Raw genomic sequence first — 20,119 nt, forward strand, 5'->3', positions numbered from 1 at the left:
AAGTAAAGTGGAATTTAAGATAATTGTTAGGAGGCGTAAACAATGTGGGCTAAAGTCAAGGGTGTGACTGTAGCCGTAATTTCCATCTTGCTTTTAGCGGCTGTAGCCTTCTCAATATGGCTGCTCAACAAAGGCGTACAGCAGGATAAGACCTATTCAGGGGCTAGGTTTATATATCAGGAGAAAGCGGAGAATGACCTATTGTGAGAGCGTTTATGGAACCGGTGAATGGAAACAGCTCTGTTTTTTTTCAATTTAAGCCAAATATCGTGAAAAAAACGGGAGAGCCTGTATACCTTACCGACGTGATAGAAATCTTTTGCCCTCAAGGTGTAAAGGAGAGCATAGACGATATGATTGTGGTACCGGCAGACCAAAATAAAGACCATGTTATAACCGCCATTGAAGTGATAAGGCTTATAAGCGAGAAGGCAGGGATTTCTGATATACGCGTAATAGGTGATGGAAAAGCGCTTATAGAGTACAAAGAACCACAATCCTCAAAAGTTATAGTTGGATTGCTCAAAGCTGTGCTGACGGCTTTGTTGCTTATGATTGGCTCGGCTCTTGCCATAATGTACTTTCATGCCGACGTTAACATGCATCAGGTGCACAGTACTTTGCATTACATCATTACTGGCGAGAAGAGTGCTCGACCGCTTTTAATAAGTATTCCTTATTCTATAGGTATAGGCATAGGGATAGCTGTATTCTTTGATGTTTTTTCTATAAGGCGAAAGAGGCACAGGCCGGGCCCTCTAGAATTAGAGGTGTACACCTATGAAAAGGAGTTTTACTCCTATAGAAAGGACGAGGAGGAGAAAGAGGAAGGTTGAAGTGGGAAACGATATTGTTCGAGGTATTGGTAGGACTGGTTGGTGGGTTGGTGGTAGGCGGAGGCATATCAATGCTCTTTATAGTTTTGGGTATTGCACCCAGGCTTGTCTTTTTAAGCGGTCAGAAAAAACGCACGTTTCTCGTTAAATTGCCAATTTTGGCGGGGGCTTTTTTGTCCTCGATTGTGGATATGCTAAACCTAAAATTGCCTGTAGGTAGATTTGTGCTTCCCTTTATAGCTGTATTTATGGGCATATTTGTTGGGATGCTGGCCTCAGCGTTGGCTGAGGTATTGGATGTTGTATATATAGTCGCGAGTTATGCCGGCATAATAAAGTATGTATATATACTGATTTTTGCCATAATAATAGGCAAAATAGTAGGCTCTCTTATTTACTGGCTAATACCGGGTTTTTATTAATAGCTCTAGCAGAAGGTGTGGGGCTATGAGATGGTATCATCAAATAAAAAATGTGGGGCCGGAAATGAAAAACATTGAGGAAAAAGAGGAAAGGCAGGATATTGTGAGAAGGCTTTCAAGTGATAGGGACTCAAAGAACAAAAAGAATAATTCGTTTTGGATGGGGAAATAAATTAAATTAAGCAGGTTAAAAACTGATGGAAAGGGGTTTAAAAGGTGGACGTCAAACAGCAGAAGCTAAACAAGGAATATCAGATATATGTTGAGCGCAAGATGCCCAAATCGAATCTATTGAGGGACTGTATATTGGCATTTATAGTGGGGGGCATCATATGTACCATCGGACAGGCTGTAAATAATTTGGGAAAGGGTTATTTTAACTTGAATACAGAAGAAGCGTCGGCTTTTACGGCAATTGTTATGATCTTTCTAGGAGCTCTGCTTACTGGTTTGGGTGTGTATGACGATATAGGAAAATACGGTGGAGCCGGATCAGTAGTACCCATCACCGGATTTGCCAACTCTATAGTGTCCCCTGCCATGGAATTTAAAAAGGAAGGTTATGTATTTGGAGTGGGTTCTAAGCTGTTTTCTATAGCTGGCCCTGTCCTTGTATACGGCATAAGTGCATCAGTGCTGATAGGGCTAATATACTTTTTTGTGAAGTGAGGGAATCATCATGGCTAAGCATCGATTGGGTGGACAAACCATAGAGCTTGAAAATCCTCCCTGCATTCTTTCTAGGGCTACAATAGTAGGGAAAAAAGAGGGGGAGGGCCCTTTGGGCGAATACTTCGATGTGGTTTTGGAGGATAATATGTGGGGGGAGAAGACCTGGGAAAAGGCAGAACGCCGCATGTACCTAGAAGCTGCACAAATGGCTATTAGTAGAGCCGGAAAACAGCCACAGGATATAAACTATCTATTCGGCGGCGACCTGCTCAACCAGATCATAACTGCAAACTTTGCAGCCAGGACATTAGGAATACCGTTTTTTGGGCTTTATGGCGCTTGCTCAACCCTTACTGAATCCTTGTCTTTGGGAGCAATGCTTGTCAGTGCAGGATATGCTGACCTTGTACTGTGTGTGACTTCCAGCCATTTTTGTACCGCAGAGAGGCAGTACAGGTTTCCGCTGGAGATGGGAACTCAACGTCCACCTACCGCACAGTGGACCGTGACGGGTGCAGGCGCATTTTTGCTCTCTAACGATACAAAACCCCCCTATATTACTCATGTAACCACTGGTAAGGTTATAGATTATGGAATAACGGATGCCAACAACATGGGGGCTGCTATGGCTCCGGCAGCGGCAGCCACCATAAAAGCCCATTTTGAAGATACAGGGCAGGGGCCTGAGGCATACGACCTCATTGTAACAGGTGACTTGGGCTGGTTTGGAAGGGAGCTTACCATTGACCTTTTGAAAAAAGAAGGTTATGACATAAGCGACCGATTTATTGATTGCGGTTGCGAGATATACAGCAAGGAGCAGGATGTGCACGCGGGAGGTAGTGGATGCGGATGCTCTGCGGTGGTGTTTGGCGCTTATATATTGAGGAAAATGGAAGAGGGCGTATACAGACGGATTTTGCTTCTCTCAACTGGTGCCCTTCTCAGCACCACCAGCAGCCAGCAAGGCGAGTCCATACCCGGCATCGCACATGCCGTAACTATTGATATGAATAGGGGATGAGATATGGAGTATTTGAGGGCTTTTATAGTTGGTGGATTGATATGCGTCATTGGACAGATACTCATCGATAAGACCAGATTGACGCCGGCCAGAATTCTGGTGTGTTTTGTAACGGCAGGTGTCATATTGACGGCTGTAGGCGTATACGAACCTATCGTGAAGTTTGGCGGTGCGGGAGCCACAGTTCCCTTGCCAGGATTTGGCTATACCCTGGCCAAGGGCGCCATGAAAGGAGTAGATGAATTGGGGGCCCTGGGCGCCTTTGTGGGAGGTGTAAGAGCGGCTGCAGGTGGGATTACCGCTGCGGTGGTATTTGGCTATCTAGCGGCTGTACTGTTCAATCCTCGAATGAAGAGATAAAAGAGATAAAAAAGAGGGGCACGTCAATCCGATGCCCCTCTTTTATTGTTATGCCTGTTTCTGTTGTTGTCAAAGAAAGAAGACGATTGATTTAGAGTGGGGGTTTCATTCTCAATCTCCTTGTCTATGGACTCAAAAATTATTCTTGAAAGCTCGGTTAAATAGTCCATATTCTGCTGTATTGGTTTTGGATCAAATGGTGGTAGCTGCGTTAACGGCGGTTCACCTTCTTTTGGAGGTTTGATGGTTGCCTGATTAAAGCTGTGGAGCAGTGCTTCAATGGCCTTTTCCAGAGAAGTACGCGCCTCATTGCTCAACCTGTCTTTGTACTTGGGATCAGACATCTTGGCTCGTACCGAGTTTATGAGTTCCTGAGCTTGTTTGTACAGGCTTTCCTGCAATTGTTGTGAATTATACCATTCTTGGGTATGCAATGGACAGAAATACTGTCTGTCTTCCGGCTTGTTGTAATCCAGCATTGCAAAGTCAACCGCATCTTTGAATGCCCCTGGCAGATATTTTTGCAACTCCTCCTCGCTTAACTGTCTGAGCAGTGAATTTTCCGGCAATACGACCACCGATTTTTTAACTACGTTTTCTCTCGGACAGTAAGGCGAAGCGAGTTTCCCGGAATATTGACATATCTCAACTTCCTTATGAACATCGCATTTTTCCTTTGGAACCGCTTCTACTGGAAACCACTCGTTTACCAAATGGTCATCGCACAGCGTGCCGTTAGGCAGCTTACCCGATATTCCACACACAGTGAGGCGTACCACCCCTTCAGGTGGCTTGTCATAAAACGGCCGGTTTTGTAGATTCTTGTGAATAGGTTCCATTACCGCCTTCCACAAGGGAGCGGCGTAATGTCCACCCTGTACACCGTTCTTTAAAGGTTTCCATAAGTCATGGCCGATCCATACTGTTGCGGTGTAGTAAGGGGTAAATCCGGCAAAGTAAACGCCTTTCCAATCATTGAGAGTACCCGTCTTTCCGGCAATATGCATGGGCTTGGAAAACCTGGCTCTGCTGCCGGTGCCGCTGTTTACCACCGTTTCCATCCAGTCGGTCAGGATAAAAGCGGTGCTTTCTTTGAACACCACCCTCTTTATCTGGAAGTTGTCTTTGTTTAGAATCTCATTTCCGTTTTTGTCGAGTACTTTTGTAAACGATACAGGAGTTTGATAAATGCCTTTATTGGCTATGGCGGCATACGCAGCTGCCATTTCGACCATGTTTATGCCGTTTTGGCCAAGAGCGAGGTTGGTGACCAATTTTTCATTTACATAATGAGGGCTGGTTATACCAAGTTCAAGCAGCTTTTCAGCCGAATAATCGGGACCTACGCGTTCCTGAACTATTCTGGCTGCTGCTACGTTTATGGAATTTTGTATGGCTTTGCGCACATCGACAAGTCCACTGAATTTGCGGTCATAATTGAGGGGATAGCCCCTTCCGTCCCATTGCTTTTCCAAACCCTTGATAGGGACGGGTACGTCTTCAAGTATTATGCCACCAGGATATCCAGCTTCAATAAAAGGCCCGTATACCGATAGGGGTTTTATCGCCGAACCCACAGCTAAAGGCTGCATGACCCTGTTGGTCCAGAAGCGGCCCTGTGGAGGAGTTCTACCGCCTACAATGGCTCGGATCTCGCCAGTGGTATGGTCTATTACTACAGCTGCTGCCTGGGGTTGCTGTATCTCATTTCCCTGATTGTCCTTTATGACCTTATCTTTAGCGTTGGCTAGCGGCGGAAGATTTTTGTAATTGTATACAGCTTCTTCAACCGCTTTTTGTATTTCAGGGTCTACCGTGGTATATATCTTGAGGCCACCTTCCTGAATCAGCTTCATGGCTTTTTGGCGGCCTTCGTCGCCAGTCCAGCCAAAGTGTTCCATTAGCCTGTCACGGACGTCCAGTATGACATACTCTACAAAATAGGGCATAGGATAGAGGGAGTTACGGTTGGACGTTTCTATTACATAAAAACCCTGTTCTTCGGGAGACTTGGTGGGGTCAAGCTTTGCTTCCTCGTATTGCTCTTTTGTGATAAAGCCGTTTTCATACATGAGGCGCAATACTAGATTGGTACGATTGTAAGTTATCTCCGGTTTTCTGGTGGGGTCGTACAGATTTTTTCTAGGGTCATAGTAATAGGGGTTCCTAAGTATCCCTGCCAGGACAGCACATTCCCTCAGCGTTAAGTCTTTAAGTTCCTTGCCAAAATAATCCTGGGCTGCTGCCTTGACTCCATAATTTCCGCTTCCAAAGTAGCTGGTGTTGAGGTATGCCTCGAGTATCTGCTCTTTTGTGTATTTTTGTTCGAGCTGAATAGCGAGATAGGCTTCCTGTATCTTGCGCTTATAGGAGCGTTCGGGTGTCAACAAGGTGTTTTTTATGAGCTGTTGGGTAATGGTGCTGGCACCCTGTATGGATTCATTGCGAAGGTTGTTTATAATGGCACCTACCAGACGCTTGAAATCAATTCCCGAATGGGAATAAAAGCGCACGTCTTCAACGGCGATGACGGCGTCTTGAAGCATCTTGGGAATTTCATCCAATGAAGCCCACACACGATTTTCAAGCCCGTAATATGGAGTAATTAGGTTGCCATATCTGTCATATATAAAAGAAGCCTCACTCTGGTTTTCAATGCGCTCCAGGTCAAGGGTAGGGGTGGCATCAAGGTATCCTTTTGCTATGCCCAGGAACGCCCCGAATGCTGCAAAGCCTAGGAGTATAAACAGAACCAAGAACATCTTCAACGTGGTGACGAACACAGACAATATGAAATTGGGTGGACCAGCCTTTTTCTTAAAATAATTTTTTATTCCGTGCCTGCTTTTTTTGAGGCTCTCGTTTTTACTGTCAAAAGATTTATTATCTCTCTTCATCGTTACCCTCCAGTCCCAAAAGTGAGTATCGGATACAATTCGTTTTTTTTATTATACCATAATCTTTATGAAAATCCCATTAAAATTCCGCGTGTGCTTTACTAACGTTGTATTACAGAATATAGAGCATTGAAGAATTCATGTTTTGAGGGACTGCAAAAGATACAGAATAATTTAAGTAACAATTTGTGAATACATTTCATAAACTGTAGAGGGGGTGTGTCTTCATGAAACGCAAAAGAAAGCTATATAAATCTTTCTTCATTATATTTATTTTATTTACAATGGCATCTTTTGTATTCTTGGTCATAGATAGAGGTATAAAGCCTACCGTCATAGCCATGTCGGAAGCCCAAGTGAGGTATATAGCTATCAAGGCTATGAACAATGCCGTTAAAAAGGTATTGAACAGCGACATAAAATATACCGACCTCATAAATGTGATGACCGATAGAGAGGGTAAGATATCGCTAATTCAGGCCAATACCATAAAGATGAATGCTTTAGCCAGCGAAACCTCCAGCGTGGCCCAGGAAGAAATACGTTCAATGGGCGCAGAAGGTATATACATACCCCTTGGTTCAATATTCAACAGCAAAATATTGGCTGGATTAGGTCCGAGGCTGAAGGTCACCATTATACCTATAGGGTCGGTATCTATAGATTTTGCCACCGAATTTGAAAACGCTGGCATAAACCAGACGCGCCACAAAATTTACATGGTCATGGAGGCCAATGTACGCATAGTTGTTCCTTTGGGTAGCGATACTGCCAGCGTGAAGGCGAGGATTCCCATTACAGAAACCATAATTGTCGGCGATGTACCCGATTATTACATCAATGTAGGAGAAGGAGGAAAAGATGATATTTTAAACCTGGTACCAGGGCCGTAAAATACCAAAAAGCGATTGACATATCGTAAGGTTTGTTGTAAAATTAACGATAAAATAAAACAAAGCAAAGGCGATGAAGAGGAATAGTAAATAGGGAGGAGCCTGTTCAGAGAGGTAGCGGTTGGTGCGAGCTGCCAAGGCGGCCCTATTGAATCCACCTCGGAGTTGGTTGGGAAATAACCAATGCCGGTGAAAGCCGTTATCCCAAATGAGGTCCGGATATTCCCGGACGAAACAAGGTGGCACCACGTGAAGGCATTCCCGTCCTTGGCTTCCAAGGACGGGTTTTAAATTTTTGTAGAGTTTTAAGCGAGGAGGTAATTTAAATGAGAAGGGACAAGTTGCTTATGACTCCAGGGCCTACCATGATTCCCCATAGGGTCAGAGAGACCATGGCAAGGCAGATCATCCACCACCGAACCAAGGAGTTTGAACACTACTTTGTCAAGATGAACGAAAACCTCAAGAAGGTCTTTCAGACTCACAACCTGGTACTGACGTTGGTATCGTCTGGAACCGGTGGCATGGAAGCAGCGGTAGCCAATGCGTTTTCTCCTGGGGATAAGGTGTTGGTGGTCAGCACAGGGGTGTTTGGGGATCGGTTTGTCAAGATAACCACTCGCTTTGGGTTAGACGTAAAAGTCATAAGCGTTCCATGGGGACATGGCATTGACCCGGAAGAGGTAAAGAGATTTTTGGATAGTCCGGAAGGCGATGGGGTAAAAGGAGTCTTTGTAACACATAACGAGACTTCTACTGGCGTGGCAAATGATATAAAGGGCATTGGAGAAGTGCTCAAGGGCCGCGATTGCCTGTATATCGTGGACGCCATAAGCTCCCTGGGTGGGATGGAGGTCAAGACCGACGAGTGGGGTATTGACATAGTGGTTGCTGGTTCACAAAAAGCGCTGATGTTGCCTCCTGGATTGGCGTTTGTGAGCGTGAGCGAAAAAGCCTGGAGTGCCATTGAAAAATCAAAGCTGCCTAAGTTTTATTTTGACTTCCTTGCTTACAGAAAATCGCTGAACGATAATACCACGCCTTATACCACAGCCGTCACTCTTGTGATAGCGGCCAGCGAATCGCTGGATATGATCCTTGAAGAAGGGCTGGAGAACATCTTTGCACGGCACAAAAACTTGGCTCAAGCATGCAGGGCTGCGGTTAAGGCTTTGGGTTTGGAGCTCTTTGCGGATGAGAGGTATGCCTCCGACCTTATCACATCCATTAAAGCCCCCGAGGGAATAGACATAGACCAGGTGCGCAAGACCATGAACCTGCAGTATGACATAATGGTAACGGGTGGGCAGCAACACCTTAAAGGGAAGATCATGCGTATTGGCCATATGGGCTATGTGGATGGATTTGACCTTTTGAAAACAATTACGGCTCTGGAATTATCCTTAGTCAAGGCGGGTTACAAGATGGAGCTTGGAGCGGGTGTGACAGCCGCTCTTAAGACGCTAAAGATGTGAGGTGATGAGTGCGATGAAGATATTGGTTACAGAGAAGATAGCCAAGTGCGGCATAGAGCTGCTGCGCAAGGATTTTGAGGTTGACGAGCGCACAGACCTTACCCCGCAGGCACTGCTTGAATGCATAGGGGAGTATGATGCCCTTATTGTCAGGAGCGCTACAAAGGTGAACGCTGAAGTCATAGAAAGGGGGGTTAACCTAAAGGTAATAGGCCGTGCTGGTACCGGGGTGGACAACATCGATGTTGAAACGGCTACCAGAAAGGGAATTATAGTGGTAAACACTCCCGAGAGCAACAACATATCCACTGCTGAACACACCATCGCTTTGATGCTGGCTTTGGCACGGAATATACCGCAAGCGTATACCGCTTTAAAGAGCGGCAAGTGGATTCGCAGCAAGTTTAAAGGCGTTGAGCTTTATAACAAGACGGTGGTGATCCTGGGGCTTGGTAGAATAGGTTCCAATGTGGCAACAAGGCTCAAAGCCCTGGGCATGAACGTCATGGGGTATGACCCCTATATAACTGATGAAAGGTTTGAAAAGTTAGGCGTTAAGCGGTTGAGCTCCATCGAAGAGGTCATGAAAGTGGCCGATTTTATAACCATACACCTTCCCAAGACCGATGAGACGGTGGGCATAATCGGCGAGAAGGAGCTCGCGATGGCAAAGCCTAACTTGAGAATCATAAACTGTGCCCGCGGAGGGCTGGTGGACGAGGAGGCCCTATATAACGCATTGAAGAGCGGCAGGATTGCCGGCGCAGCCATTGACGTGTTTGAAAAGGAGCCCAAAGAGATGCCAGGCGGCGTCGAGTTTTCTCATAAGCTGCTGGAGCTTGAAAACGTGATATATACGCCCCACTTGGGAGCTTCCACCGAAGAAGCTCAGGAAAACGTTGGGCTGGAGATCGCTAAACAGGTATCCGAAGCCCTAAAAGGGAATATAGTCAATGCCGTGAACTTGCAGGGGCTCCATGTGCGAAATATACATGCCCTGTCGCCTTTCCTCAAGCTTGCTGAAATTATGGGCAGGCTGTACTATCGGGCGGAAAAGCTCCCTGTACAAAAGGTTGAGGTCATATACAGCGGCGATATAGCCAAACAGGAGACTAAGATAATCACCCTTTCGTATCTATCGGGCCTGCTTGAGCCCATTATAGAGGAGCGAGTCAACTTTGTAAATGTGGAAATGCTCATAAAGGACAGGGGCATCGAAGTGATCGAGAGCATCAGTAGTGAGGTGGAGCATTATACCAACTTGATCACAGTCAAGGTCACCAACAACAAGAAAGAAGTAACTTTTGCGGGAACCGTGTTTGGTAAGGATGAAATAAGGATAGTCAATTTTGGAGGATACGAAGTGGACTTTGAACCCACCCCGTATATGTTGATCATACAGAACTATGACAGGCCTGGTGTCATAGGCAAGATCGGTACCATCCTTGGGAATGAAAACGTCAACATTGAGACCATGAGGGTCAGTCAAAACCGCAAAGAAGGTAAGGCTTTGATGGTGCTCAACGTTGACCAAGAAGTCTCTCCTCAAGCTTTGAAGCAAATTGAGATGCTGGATAATGTTTTGAGGGTAAGCTTTATAAAGCTGTGATTTAACCGAATGGAAAAACTAAAGAATAGCTATGATAGCTGGCTTAACGCCGGCTTTGTTTTTTGTCAAAAATTACAATTATTGTCCATGTCATCTTTTTTTGAACATTGAGGGATAATAAGAACGTAAACAGATGAAAAAGTGGGGTTGATGCCATTGGGGATGCTTGGGGAATGCTGCAGGGAATGAAAAGGGGATGGATTTTGGGATTGCCTGTCATATCGGCAAGGTCAGGTAAAAGGATGGGTGTGGTAGTAGATATAATATTTAAGCACGGCCATCAAAAAATAAGGGGGTTGGTTGTGTCAACTGAGGGACTTTTTGAAAAAAGGAAGCACATCCCTCTGGAAAAGATAAGGGCCATAGGCAGGCACGCAGTTATTGCGGAGGAACCGTTGTGGGATAGCAAGCAATCCTCCTCTTTGATTATTGAAGGAAATGAAGAATATGGGAGAAAGATTCTGGGGCGCCAGCTTTTAACAGGAAATGGGCAGGAGTTGGGAACTATAAGCGATATAATTCTTGATCCCAACGATGGCAAAATAGAGGGATTTGAAATTTCTAGGGGTTTTATCGATGACCTCTTGGAAGGGCGATATATCCTTCCGTATGACGCATCCAACAGCGTGATGGAAAATGCGGTGATTGTTTCTATGGAACAGATCCAGCACATAAAGGCTTATAATAAGGGTATTAAGAGTTTGCTGGACATCCAATAAAACTTTAAGGAAGGGAGTGGAACAGCAGTGAACAAGTATTTAAGGGGTTTTATAGCTGGGAGCATGGTAGGCATTGCTGCAAGCATGCTCTTTATGCCAGGCAAAGATAATGAGATGAAACGGAAATTTTGGGGCAGCAGCAAGAATATTATGGACAATGCTTCTCAGATCATGGCCAACATGTTGTCAGAAATGAAGGAAAGGAAATAAGCCATAGGCCCGGAAACGGGCCTATTTTAATATGAAAATGGAGGCGGGCATGTGAAGACACACAGAAGGCATATCGTGGTTGGCCTGGTATTGCTGGTCCTTTTCATTTTGATGGTTATTGTGGTCCGACATTGGGGTAAATTGCTCAGCGTATTCCGCGTGGTATTTTTTGCAATGATGATTTCATATATTTTGTTGCCGGCAAGCGAGTGGCTGGAAAGATTTATGCCGCGGCATGTTGCAATAATAGTGCTGTTTAGCAGCTTGCTGCTGATGTTGGGTGCCATTGCATTCCTGATAATACCGCCTTTTGTAAGACAAGTTGTTTCTCTTAGTGAATATATTCCAGAATATGCTCATCGGTTAAAGCAGCTGGTGGCTGAAATCCAATTACGCCTCAAAAGGATGGGACTTCCCTATAGCGTACAACAGGCCTTAGAAGAGACCATAGAAGATATACAGAGGCGGCTTATCGGGGTCACGAGGGATACCATAGAAGGTTTTATGAATGGCGCATCGGGCATATCCGAGCTGTTGATGATACCGGTGCTGAGCTTTTATTTCCTAAAGGACAGGAAATACTTCAAAAAGCTCATGGTCAACGTCATCCCTAGCAGATACAGAAAAGGTGTGACGCGTACCTTTTCAGAGGTCCACTACATACTCAACCGTTTTATAAGAAGCCAGGTCATCATATCGCTGGTAATAGGGGTATTTACCACGCTGGGTTTTTTGGTCCTAAGAATCCCGTATGCTTTAACCCTGGGAATCGTGGCCGGTATATTTGAGATAATACCGTATTTTGGGCCTTGGTTGGGTGCGGTGCCGGCTGTCGTCATTACTGCGCTTAACGCCCCTTCAAAAATTGTGTGGGCTATAGCGGTGATGATAGCGGTACAGCAACTGGAAGGCAGCTTTATCACGCCCAAAATCATGGGGGACCATGTAGGCCTCCACCCAGTTTATATAATACTATCTTTATGGATTGGCGGAATATTCTATGGAATAATGGGCATGCTTCTTGCTGTACCAGTGGTGCTCATAATACGGGTTATAATAAAAAACGTATATCTGAGCATAGTGACCATATCCCATTAAAACAGGATTTGACAAAACATCTAGGGTTCTATATAATCATGAGTAAATAGCAGGAGGGGGCAGAATTTGCCTTTTTAAGCTTTTTTTATTAAGCAGAGAACATGTGCACACGTCCGACTCTATTTAATTGTTTTATGAGGAGGAATACATATATGGAGAAGTTGGGCCTTAACGAGATCAGGACGAGATTTTTGGAGTTTTTCAGGGGGAAAGACCACCTCATATTGCCGAGTTTTTCGTTGATTCCCCAGAAGGATAAAAGCCTTTTGCTCATAAATGCAGGTATGGCTCCTCTTAAGCCATATTTTACCGGGCAGGAGAAGCCTCCTAAAAAGAGGATTGCGACATGCCAGAAGTGCATACGCACCCCCGATATAGAAAGGGTTGGCAAGACTGCCAGGCACGCCACTTTTTTTGAGATGCTGGGCAATTTCTCATTTGGCGATTATTTCAAAAAAGAGGCCATTGAGTGGGCATGGGAATTTGTCACACAGGACCTCAAACTGCCGGAGGATAGGCTTTGGGCCAGCATATATGAGCAGGACGACGAGGCATTTGAAATCTGGCACAGGGTCGTTGGGCTTCCCGAGCATAAAATCGTTAGGATGGGTAAGGAAGACAACTTCTGGGAGATAGGTACAGGGCCGTGTGGTCCCTGCTCTGAGATATACTTTGACAGAGGACCCGATAAAGGGTGTGGCAAGCCTGATTGCAGGCCTGGATGTGATTGTGACCGGTTTGTGGAGTTTTGGAATCTGGTGTTTACCCAGTTCAACAAAGACGAAGAGGGAAATTATCATCCTCTTCCGCATCCCAACATAGACACCGGCATGGGGCTTGAAAGGATTGCCGCCATCATGCAAGGGGTGGACTCCATCTTTGAGGTCGATACCATAAGGAGCATACTTGACCACATAAGCCAGATTGCCGGTATTGAGTATGGTGAATCATACAAAACCGATGTGTCTTTGAGGGTTATTACTGACCACATACGCAGCACCACTTTTATGGTGGGAGATGGGATACTGCCTTCCAATGAGGGGCGTGGATATGTGCTGCGCAGGATTTTGAGGAGGGCGGCACGCCATGGGAGGCTGTTGGGAATAGAAGGGCCTTTTTTGAGCCGACTTGCAAAAACGGTCATCAGTCAATCCTGTAATGCCTATCCCGAACTTAAAGAGAGAGAGGAATATATACTGAAGGTAATAGAGATAGAGGAGGAGCGCTTCAGGGAGACCATTGACCAGGGGCTGGCATACTTGAGGGAGTACATGGATGAATTAAAGGAACAGGGTCAAAAGGTGCTGGACGGAGTGAAGGCATTTAAGCTGTATGACACCTATGGATTCCCATTAGACCTCACCAAGGAGATTTTGCAGGAAGAAGGCCTCGAAGTGGATGAGGAGGGCTTTAGGCGGGAAATGGAGGTCCAGCGCGAAAGGGCCAGGGCCGCACACCGTATAACCGACTACATGGGTATGGACAGCAACGTATACAAGCTGATCGATGCAGAGGTTTCAACCCGTTTTGTGGGTTATCATGCCCTTGAAAGTCATAGCCGTGTACTGGCCATCATAAAGGATGATACCAGGGTTCAAAGCGCTGCACAAGGCGATGAAATAGCGGTAGTGCTGGACCAAAGCCCCTTTTATGCCGAAAGCGGTGGCCAGGTTGCCGATCAAGGCTTGTTGCTGTGGGATAATGGCAGGATGGAAATACGCGATGTAAAAAAGCTCTTTGGGAACAAGATAATACATTACGGCAGGATGATTGAGGGTACCTTAGAGCAGGGCGATGTGGTACATGCCGTGGTGGATAGGGAGGCCAGATTGGCCGCTGCCCGGAACCACACAGCCACCCATCTGCTGCATAGTGCCCTCAGAGAAGTTTTGGGCCCACATGTAGAGCAGGCCGGGTCTCTGGTGACGCCTCAGAGATTGCGCTTTGACTTTTCGCATTTTTCTGCCCTGTCCAGTGAGGAAATACTTAAGGTGGAAAGGCTGGTCAACCAGAAGATTATGGAGGCAATTCCTGTAGAGGTTTTTGAAACCACATTTGATGAGGCTAAAGAGATGAGGGCCATAGCGTTGTTTGGAGAAAAATACGGCGATAGGGTGCGTGTGGTCAAAATTGGGGATTTCAGCATAGAGCTGTGCGGGGGCACACACCTTACCAATACCGGGCAGGCGGGAATGTTCAAGATAGTCAGCGAATCTGGGGTTGCAGCAGGTGTAAGAAGGGTTGAAGCCATAACTGGATTTGAGGTGTACAACCATATTTTGAACCAAGATCGGCTTATAGGATATGTTTGTAGGGAACTTAAGACCAATCCCTTTGACCTTGAAGGAAGAGTCCAGGGATTGATTGCACAAATAAAAGAGCAGGAGAGGGAGATTGCGAATTTACGTGCAAAACTGGCATCAAGCCTTGTGGATTCGCTGATTGAAGCCGGTCAGGAGATAGGCGGAATAAAATGCATTGCCGCCAACGTAGAAGGCCAGGACATTGAAGGTTTACGCCACATGATGGATGTTATGAAGGATAAAATGAGAGTGGGAGTTGTGGTGCTGGCTACCGCAAGCGACGGAAAAGTGCACTTTGTTGCTGGTGCGACCAAGGATGCTGTGGCCAAAGGGGTACATGTAGGCAATTTGCTGCGCGAAGTGGCTAAAATAACAGGTGGGGGAGGTGGTGGGCGCCCTGACATGGCCCAGGCCGGGGGTAAGGATGCCAGCAAGCTTCAAGAGGCTTTGAGCCAGGTGTGTGTTTTGCTTGCTAAGCAGCTGGGTATAAAATGAATAATAAAACCCTCATTTTTATGTTTGAAAAAAGTTACAAAATAGAGTATGATAGACTCTGAAGAGTTCATTTTGAAGGCAGGTATATTTTTATGAACCGCGATTCTCAGGAGACCATGATGTTTAGGCTCAAAAAAGAGGTATCCGAGACCCCAAAGGATATCCTTCTCAGCGTTTATCAAGCGCTGGAGGAAAAAGGCTATAACCCCATAAATCAATTGGTAGGATATTTTATATCGGGCGATCCAACGTATATAACCAGCCATAAAAATGCTCGTGCTATCATAAGGAAGCTTGAGAGGGATGAGCTGCTTGAGGAGCTGCTCCGATTCTATATAGAGCACAACCGCACTCAATAGAAGGCGATGGCCATGCAGTACAACAGGCTGGGCAAGACGCCCATTGTGGTGTCGAAGCTGTGCTTTGGAAGCCTGACCATAGGGCCTCTGCAGAGGAATCTCCCTCTCGGCGAAGGAGTAGAGGTCATACGAAAGGCTGTGGAATTGGGGGTTAATTTCATCGACACGGCAGACCTGTACGGCACATACCCTTATATACGAGAGGTTTTGAAGTCGCACAAGGACCTTGTGGTAGCATCCAAGTCGTACGCTTATGATGCCTATACCGCCCGTGAGACGTTGGAAAGGGCCCTTAAGGGTATAGGGCGTGACTATATAGACATATTTTTGCTTCATGAACAGGAAGGTCCTCTTACTCTAAAAGGCCATAGGCAGGCATTGGAATATTTTATAGCCAAAAAAAAGGAAGGGGTTATACGGGCAGTCGGGATATCTACCCACTATGTGGCTGCAGTGAAAGCAGCGGCTGGCATGGAAGAGATCGATGTCATACACCCTATACTCAACTTCCGTGGGGTGGGCATTGTGGATGGCACCCTTGAGGACATGACGGCCGCCATAGAGTTGGCATATAAAAACGGTAAAGGCATATATGCCATGAAGCCTTTGGGAGGAGGACACCTTATTTCTGAAATGAAGCAGGCTTTGAAGTATGTTTTGGATTTCCCGTACGTCCATTCGATTGCTATAGGCATGCAGAGGATAGAAGAGGTATGGGCTAACGTCAGCTTTTTTGAAACGAGGGAGATACCGCATAATCTGGAGACGGTTTTGAAATCCTATAAGAGGATGCTGTTGATACAAGACTGGTGTACTGGATGCGGTAGATGCGTAGATCGCTGTCTGCAAGGCGCTTTGACCATAGGTGAGGAAGGCAAAGCACAGGTTGAACATAGAAAGTGTATACTATGTGGCTATTGTGGGAGCGTTTGCCCTGATCTGGCAATAAAAGTAATATGATTTTTCAGGAAGGGATTACGTGGTGAGGATACTGGCCTTGGACGTAGGCGATAAGCGAATAGGGGTAGCTGTCAGCGATACCATGGGGTGGACAGCACAGGGACTCCATACTTTAGAAAAGTCTGATAAGGGTAAGCTGTTTTCGAGCCTGCGTAGCATATTGGAACAGTACCGCCCTGAGAAGGTCGTGGTTGGCCTGCCTGTAAACATGAATGGTACGTTGGGCCCACAGGCTGAAAAGGTGAAGCAATTCGTCCAAGAGCTCAAGGGCATATACTCGGGAGAGATTGTCTACTGGGATGAAAGGCTCACTACCCTTTCAGCCCATCGGTTGATGATCGATGCAGGGGTTCGACGTAACAGGAGGAAGCAAAAGGCTGACAAGATAGCAGCCGTACTCATTCTTCAAAGCTACTTGGATTACTTAAATAATAAAAAGAAAGAAGGTTGATTTGCATGGAAATGGAATCTCACGTAATTGAGCTCATCGATGAGAACAACGAGGTTGTGCAGTTTGAACACCTACTCACCTTGGATTTCGGTGATAGGGAGTACATGGTGTTGCTGCCAATGGAAGAGGAAGATGACATTGATACTGAAGAGGGTGAAGTGGTTATCCTCAGGGTAGAACAGGATGATGAAGGTAACGACATCTATGTGTCTATTGAAGATGAAGAGGAGCTGGAAGAGGTGTTTCAAGCCTTCCTTCAGGTGATGGCTCAGGAAGAGGCCTTTGACGATGATGAAGAAGACAGATAAAAACGACTATTAAGTTTCCAAAAAGCGCATTTTGTACAATGCGCTTTTTTATTTTTGCAAAAAATTTTGTTTTATTAACAAGGATTTTGCAATTTTTTATCGAATTATAGTTGATAGGTGTTATTGGATAATTGTGGCTGGAAGGTGATAAAATTGTTGAACAGGCTTTTTTCCAATATGGGCATTTTGGAAAAGGCTTTGGACGCCGCATGGTTGCGAAACGAGGTCATAGCCCATAATATCGCCAACGCCGATACCCCTGGTTACAAGAAATATAAGGTGGTTTTTGAAGAGGAGCTAAAGTCCGCCATTGAGGCAAGCGCCTTAAAGGGTAAAAAGACGAGGCCCAAACACCTTGATATAGGTGCAACCTCTATTGACCAGGTAAGCCCGCGGATTGTGCGCACAGGTGGCACTCAGATGAGGGAAGATGGAAATAACGTTGATATGGATGAGGAGATGACCAACCTAGCAAAAAATTCCATTATGTACAATGCATTGGTGCAAAAGATAGCGGGTGAGTTTCGTAAATTAAAGGCGGTCATAAATGAGGGAAGGAGGTAAAAAATGTTTAGATCCTTTGACATAAGCGCTTCGGCTCTTACGTTGAATAAGCTGCGTATGGACGTCATCGCTCAAAATATTGCAAATGCTCAGACTACCAGGACGGAAACAGGGGAGCCCTATCGCCGAAAAGTGGTGGTGGTAAGGGAAGAGCAGAATATCAAGCCATTTGGTCAGTATTTGAGGGAGAGCATGGGCGGATTTTCGGGGGGCGGCGTTAAAGCTGTGAGGATTCAAGGTGATCCCACGCCTTTCAAAAGGGTCTACGACCCGGGTCATCCCGATGCTGATGAGGATGGGTATGTATTGATGCCCAACGTGGAAATTTTAAGAGAAATGGTTGATATGATTTCGGCTACACGTTCTTATGAAGCCAATGTCACTGCTTTTAACGCATCCAAAAATATGGCCATGAAGGCTTTGGAAATCGGTAGATAGAAGGGGTGAATTTTTGTGCAGGTGGGCTCTATTACGGCTTCTAAAGACATTGCAGGGGTAGCCAGTAGTTTGAGGAAGCAGGAGAGGGGCATATCTTTTGGCGATATGCTGAAGCAAGCCATATCGGATTTACAGCAGCTGCAGAAAATCAGTACATACGACAATTATCTTTTGGCCACTGGCCAGGCAGAAAGCCTCCACAAAGTCATGATAGACGCCGAAAAAGCTGAAATAGCACTTCAGTTTACCCTCCAGGTCAGGAACAAGCTGCTGGAGGCATATCAGGAAATCATGCGCATGCAGATATGACCTGTTTTTATATGTTTGTTATGCGACAAAATTTGAGGGTATGGTGAAAAATAGGTCGAAAGGCTGATTTATTTGTCTGGTAATTTTATGTAATATGGAGATAAATATTGGAAAGAGTAGTTGGTCAGCAGGGAACGATTAGGTGTTACCTGCTGAAATTATAATGGGCACTAGGAAAGCGGGGATCAAATGGCGTTGGCACTGGACACCATAAAACGACAACTCAATCAGTATTGGGAGAAGCTGAATGGTACACAGAAAAAGGCATTTATCATCGGAGCAGGTGCGCTGCTACTGGTAATGGCCATTGCCGCTCTGCTTTTGTCCCGGCAGGAGTATGTTGTGCTTTACAGCGGTTTGGACAGCAAGGAAACAGCAGAGATATACTCCAAGTTAAAGGAGCTAAACGTTGAAGCAAAAGTGGAAGGGACGTCCACCATATTGGTTCCTAAGGATAAGGAAGTAGAGGTGAGGATGCAGCTTACAAGTGAGGGATATCCAAAAACCGGCTTTAATTACGATATATTCCTTAAAAACAGCAATTTTGGCCAAACCGACGAAGAGAAAAGGGCTTTGCTCATCATGCAGTTGCAGGAGCGCTTAAGCCAGGCCATAAGGTTTTTGGATGGTGTGGAAGATGCCGTCGTTACCATCGCGATGCCTGAAAATGATGCTTTTGTGCTAAAAAGCCAACAAGTGCCTGTGACGGCTTCGGTGATAATCAAAACAAAGCCGGGATATACCATAACCACATCTCAGGCAAATAACATAGTGCGTTTAGTCGCCAAAAGCGTGCCTGGTTTAAAAGAGGAAAACGTCACTGTTATAGATACAAACATGAACGTTTTGACGGGCAATCATGGAGATAAGCAAGAGATGGTAGGTTCTCAGTTTGACCTGGAACACCAATTAGAAGACCGCATAAGGGATCAAGTTATAAGCCTGTTGGAGCCGGTTTTTGGCTATAAAAAGGTTGTTGCCACAGTCAATGTCAAGCTGAATTTCGATAAGAAAACTACTGAATCGGTGAGGTTTGAACCGGTAATAGATGAAAATGGAATAATTGCCAGCCGTGAGATTTTAAAGGAAAAGGTAAAGAATGCAGTGCCTGAAGGGGTGGTGGGGGAGGCTTCTAATACTACCCAGTATCCAGAACTTCAAAGCGCAGAGAACGGTTCATACGATAAGACACATGAAATAGTTAATTATGAAGTTAATGAAATAAAAGAAATTTTGGAAGAGCAGCAGGGAAAAGTGGAAGACCTTTCTATTTCGGTGGTCATAGACAATGAATCTCTAGATCCACAAATCCTTGGGCAGGTTAAAGAACTGGTGGCAGCTGCTGTGGGGACTGATGTCTCAAGGGTGGTGGTGCAAAACATGAAGTTTGACACCTCGCTACAGGAACAACTGCTTGAGGGGTTTAAACAGCGTGAAGCCCAAAGCATAGGCTGGCAGTATTGGGTACTGCCAATTACAGTTGGGCTGGTGGCTGTAGCAATCGCCGTAGCGGTCATGCGCATGCGCTTGCGACGTGTCCATTTAGAAGTCGCCACTGCCCGAGAGGTGTTGGAAGAAACGGCTCCGCAGCCAACTCTGCCACAATTGGAGCTGACAGATCAGCACGAAGAGATCAAAAAGCGGCTTGAAAGGCTGGTGGCCGAACAGCCAGAAGCTGTGGCCCAACTTTTACGCAACTGGCTGAGCGAGGAGTAGG

At 45.7% G+C, this 20,119-nt stretch carries 23 protein-coding genes and 1 other annotated feature; of the genes, 22 read left to right on the top strand and 1 reads right to left on the bottom strand.

All coding sequences use genetic code 11. The features are described from left to right. The first annotated feature begins 42 nt into the window (after positions 1-42). Genes JOD02_RS00875 through spoVAE form a run of 7 tightly spaced genes read left to right on the top strand, consistent with a single transcriptional unit; the run spans position 43 to position 3,314 of the window. Complete coding sequence (locus JOD02_RS00875; protein WP_204486075.1) at positions 43-207, top strand: hypothetical protein; 165 nt, start codon at positions 43-45, stop codon at positions 205-207. After that, entirely contained in the window at positions 204-836 is a 633-nt protein-coding gene (locus JOD02_RS00880; protein WP_204486077.1) for a stage V sporulation protein AA, read from the top strand. The genes JOD02_RS00875 and JOD02_RS00880 overlap by 4 nt, the downstream gene beginning before the upstream one ends. Then, a complete protein-coding gene (locus JOD02_RS00885) occupies positions 833-1,258 on the top strand; it encodes a stage V sporulation protein AB (protein ID WP_204486079.1) in 426 nt (141 codons plus the stop codon). Before JOD02_RS00880 ends, JOD02_RS00885 begins: the two co-directional genes overlap by 4 nt. A gap of 25 nt (positions 1,259-1,283) precedes the next feature. Next, a complete protein-coding gene (locus JOD02_RS00890) occupies positions 1,284-1,430 on the top strand; it encodes a hypothetical protein (RefSeq protein ID WP_204486081.1) in 147 nt (48 codons plus the stop codon). Positions 1,431-1,474: 44 nt separating this feature from the next. Beyond that, the gene (gene spoVAC / locus JOD02_RS00895; RefSeq protein ID WP_204486083.1) at positions 1,475-1,927 is read left to right on the top strand and encodes a stage V sporulation protein AC; all 453 of its coding nucleotides are present in this window, start codon (positions 1,475-1,477) and stop codon (positions 1,925-1,927) included. Between the two features lie 10 nt (positions 1,928-1,937). Next, positions 1,938-2,954, top strand: coding sequence for a stage V sporulation protein AD (gene spoVAD / locus JOD02_RS00900; RefSeq protein WP_204486085.1), 1,017 nt, complete (start codon positions 1,938-1,940; stop codon positions 2,952-2,954). A gap of 3 nt (positions 2,955-2,957) precedes the next feature. Next, the gene (gene spoVAE / locus JOD02_RS00905; RefSeq protein WP_204486086.1) at positions 2,958-3,314 is read left to right on the top strand and encodes a stage V sporulation protein AE; all 357 of its coding nucleotides are present in this window, start codon (positions 2,958-2,960) and stop codon (positions 3,312-3,314) included. Positions 3,315-3,337: 23 nt separating this feature from the next. On the opposite strand, the gene JOD02_RS00910 is transcribed toward spoVAE, so the two are convergent. After that, a complete protein-coding gene (locus tag JOD02_RS00910; protein WP_204486088.1) occupies positions 3,338-6,211 on the bottom strand; it encodes a transglycosylase domain-containing protein in 2,874 nt (957 codons plus the stop codon). A gap of 227 nt (positions 6,212-6,438) precedes the next feature. Between JOD02_RS00910 and yunB the strand changes: the two genes are divergently transcribed. From yunB to fliF, 15 genes are all read left to right on the top strand, one after another. After that, positions 6,439-7,104: a sporulation protein YunB gene (gene yunB / locus JOD02_RS00915; protein WP_204486090.1), complete on the top strand. Its 666-nt coding sequence runs from the start codon at positions 6,439-6,441 to the stop codon at positions 7,102-7,104. 64 nt (positions 7,105-7,168) lie between these two features. After that, positions 7,169-7,376, top strand: a binding site (T-box leader). A 54-nt stretch (positions 7,377-7,430) separates the two neighbouring features. Beyond that, positions 7,431-8,579 carry a pyridoxal-phosphate-dependent aminotransferase family protein gene (locus JOD02_RS00920; protein ID WP_204486092.1) on the top strand — a complete coding sequence of 383 codons (1,149 nt, stop codon included), beginning with the start codon at positions 7,431-7,433 and terminating at the stop codon, positions 8,577-8,579. 13 nt (positions 8,580-8,592) lie between these two features. Next, positions 8,593-10,188 (top strand): phosphoglycerate dehydrogenase, encoded by a 1,596-nt coding sequence (gene serA, locus JOD02_RS00925; RefSeq protein WP_204486094.1) that lies wholly within the window; start codon positions 8,593-8,595, stop codon positions 10,186-10,188. A 173-nt stretch (positions 10,189-10,361) separates the two neighbouring features. After that, positions 10,362-10,907 (top strand): PRC-barrel domain-containing protein, encoded by a 546-nt coding sequence (locus JOD02_RS00930; RefSeq protein ID WP_204486096.1) that lies wholly within the window; start codon positions 10,362-10,364, stop codon positions 10,905-10,907. A 27-nt stretch (positions 10,908-10,934) separates the two neighbouring features. Beyond that, complete coding sequence (locus JOD02_RS00935) at positions 10,935-11,117, top strand: YtxH domain-containing protein (RefSeq protein ID WP_204486098.1); 183 nt, start codon at positions 10,935-10,937, stop codon at positions 11,115-11,117. Positions 11,118-11,168: 51 nt separating this feature from the next. Beyond that, entirely contained in the window at positions 11,169-12,215 is a 1,047-nt protein-coding gene (locus JOD02_RS00940; protein ID WP_204486100.1) for an AI-2E family transporter, read from the top strand. A gap of 152 nt (positions 12,216-12,367) precedes the next feature. Continuing rightward, entirely contained in the window at positions 12,368-15,013 is a 2,646-nt protein-coding gene (gene alaS / locus JOD02_RS00945; protein WP_204486102.1) for an alanine--tRNA ligase, read from the top strand. A gap of 92 nt (positions 15,014-15,105) precedes the next feature. Continuing rightward, positions 15,106-15,372 (top strand): IreB family regulatory phosphoprotein, encoded by a 267-nt coding sequence (locus JOD02_RS00950; RefSeq protein WP_204486104.1) that lies wholly within the window; start codon positions 15,106-15,108, stop codon positions 15,370-15,372. Positions 15,373-15,384: 12 nt separating this feature from the next. Next, positions 15,385-16,332: an aldo/keto reductase gene (locus tag JOD02_RS00955; protein ID WP_204486106.1), complete on the top strand. Its 948-nt coding sequence runs from the start codon at positions 15,385-15,387 to the stop codon at positions 16,330-16,332. Between the two features lie 22 nt (positions 16,333-16,354). Then, positions 16,355-16,783 carry a Holliday junction resolvase RuvX gene (gene ruvX / locus JOD02_RS00960; RefSeq protein WP_204486603.1) on the top strand — a complete coding sequence of 143 codons (429 nt, stop codon included), beginning with the start codon at positions 16,355-16,357 and terminating at the stop codon, positions 16,781-16,783. A gap of 5 nt (positions 16,784-16,788) precedes the next feature. Next, entirely contained in the window at positions 16,789-17,091 is a 303-nt protein-coding gene (locus JOD02_RS00965) for a DUF1292 domain-containing protein (protein ID WP_204486108.1), read from the top strand. 156 nt (positions 17,092-17,247) lie between these two features. Then, complete coding sequence (gene flgB, locus JOD02_RS00970) at positions 17,248-17,655, top strand: flagellar basal body rod protein FlgB (RefSeq protein WP_243426253.1); 408 nt, start codon at positions 17,248-17,250, stop codon at positions 17,653-17,655. 3 nt (positions 17,656-17,658) lie between these two features. Further along, complete coding sequence (gene flgC / locus JOD02_RS00975; protein WP_204486112.1) at positions 17,659-18,093, top strand: flagellar basal body rod protein FlgC; 435 nt, start codon at positions 17,659-17,661, stop codon at positions 18,091-18,093. Between the two features lie 15 nt (positions 18,094-18,108). Then, positions 18,109-18,402, top strand: a complete 294-nt coding sequence (gene fliE / locus JOD02_RS00980; RefSeq protein ID WP_204486114.1) for a flagellar hook-basal body complex protein FliE — start codon at positions 18,109-18,111, stop codon at positions 18,400-18,402. A gap of 189 nt (positions 18,403-18,591) precedes the next feature. Continuing rightward, on the top strand, positions 18,592-20,118 hold the full coding sequence (gene fliF, locus JOD02_RS00985) for a flagellar basal-body MS-ring/collar protein FliF (protein WP_204486115.1): 1,527 nt from the start codon (positions 18,592-18,594) through the stop codon (positions 20,116-20,118). The last annotated feature ends 1 nt before the right edge of the window (position 20,119 follow it).

It is taken from the genome of Caldicoprobacter guelmensis (genome assembly GCF_016908415.1).
GTDB lineage: Bacteria > Bacillota > Clostridia > Caldicoprobacterales > Caldicoprobacteraceae > Caldicoprobacter > Caldicoprobacter guelmensis.

Bases quoted from the DNA above. Each gene is read 5' to 3' on its own strand.
- JOD02_RS00875 (WP_204486075.1), top strand. From the start codon at position 43: ATGTGGGCTAAAGTCAAGGGTGTGACTGTAGCCGTAATTTCCATCTTG.
- JOD02_RS00890 (WP_204486081.1), top strand. From the start codon at position 1,284: ATGAGATGGTATCATCAAATAAAAAATGTGGGGCCGGAAATGAAAAAC.
- spoVAD (WP_204486085.1), top strand. From the start codon at position 1,938: ATGGCTAAGCATCGATTGGGTGGACAAACCATAGAGCTTGAAAATCCT.
- spoVAE (WP_204486086.1), top strand. From the start codon at position 2,958: ATGGAGTATTTGAGGGCTTTTATAGTTGGTGGATTGATATGCGTCATT.
- JOD02_RS00910 (WP_204486088.1), bottom strand. From the start codon at position 6,211: ATGAAGAGAGATAATAAATCTTTTGACAGTAAAAACGAGAGCCTCAAA.
- yunB (WP_204486090.1), top strand. From the start codon at position 6,439: ATGAAACGCAAAAGAAAGCTATATAAATCTTTCTTCATTATATTTATT.
- JOD02_RS00920 (WP_204486092.1), top strand. From the start codon at position 7,431: ATGAGAAGGGACAAGTTGCTTATGACTCCAGGGCCTACCATGATTCCC.
- serA (WP_204486094.1), top strand. From the start codon at position 8,593: ATGAAGATATTGGTTACAGAGAAGATAGCCAAGTGCGGCATAGAGCTG.
- JOD02_RS00930 (WP_204486096.1), top strand. From the start codon at position 10,362: ATGCTGCAGGGAATGAAAAGGGGATGGATTTTGGGATTGCCTGTCATA.
- alaS (WP_204486102.1), top strand. From the start codon at position 12,368: ATGGAGAAGTTGGGCCTTAACGAGATCAGGACGAGATTTTTGGAGTTT.
- JOD02_RS00950 (WP_204486104.1), top strand. From the start codon at position 15,106: ATGAACCGCGATTCTCAGGAGACCATGATGTTTAGGCTCAAAAAAGAG.
- JOD02_RS00955 (WP_204486106.1), top strand. From the start codon at position 15,385: ATGCAGTACAACAGGCTGGGCAAGACGCCCATTGTGGTGTCGAAGCTG.
- JOD02_RS00965 (WP_204486108.1), top strand. From the start codon at position 16,789: ATGGAAATGGAATCTCACGTAATTGAGCTCATCGATGAGAACAACGAG.
- flgC (WP_204486112.1), top strand. From the start codon at position 17,659: ATGTTTAGATCCTTTGACATAAGCGCTTCGGCTCTTACGTTGAATAAG.
- fliF (WP_204486115.1), top strand. From the start codon at position 18,592: ATGGCGTTGGCACTGGACACCATAAAACGACAACTCAATCAGTATTGG.